Genomic DNA, 572 nt, shown 5'->3' on the forward strand with positions numbered 1-572 from the left:
CTGACCATGGACCTGGGGTTGGCGGGCAAGGTGGCGGTGGTGACGGGGGGGAGCGTCGGCATCGGGCTGGGGGTGGCGCGGGCCTTGGCGCGCGAGGGGGCGGAGGTGCTCCTGGCCGCCCGGGACGGGGCGCGGGCCGGGGAGGCGGCGCGGGCCATCGCGGCGGAGTTCGGCACCCGGGCGGAGGCGGAGGCCTGCGACGTGGCCACGGCCGAGGGCTGCGCCGCGCTGGTCGAGGCGGTGCGGGCGCGCTGGGGCGGCTGCGACATTCTGGTCAACAACGCCGGGACCGGCTCCAACGAGACGATCCTGGAGGCGCCCGACGCCAAGTGGCAGGCCTACTGGGACCTCCATGTCATGGCGGCGGTGCGGCTCGCCCGCGGGCTCGTGCCGCTCATGGCGCCGCGGGGGGGCGGGGCCATCCTCAACAACGCCTCCATCTGCGCCACCCAGCCGCTCTGGTACGAGCCCATCTACAACGTGACCAAGGCCGCGCTCCTGATGCTGTCGAAGACCATGTCGACGGAGTTCATCCCCCTCAACATCCGCGTCAACACCGTGAGCCCCGGCCT

General features: G+C 74.0%; 1 protein-coding gene. It reads left to right on the forward strand.

Translation table 11 applies throughout. The annotated features are described in order from the left end of the window. The coding region (locus J3P31_RS21160) for an SDR family NAD(P)-dependent oxidoreductase (RefSeq protein WP_368373124.1) at nt 1-572 on the forward strand (572 nt) is incomplete at both ends.

This window comes from Rubellimicrobium arenae (assembly GCF_017916275.1).
Lineage (GTDB): Bacteria > Pseudomonadota > Alphaproteobacteria > Rhodobacterales > Rhodobacteraceae > Rubellimicrobium > Rubellimicrobium arenae.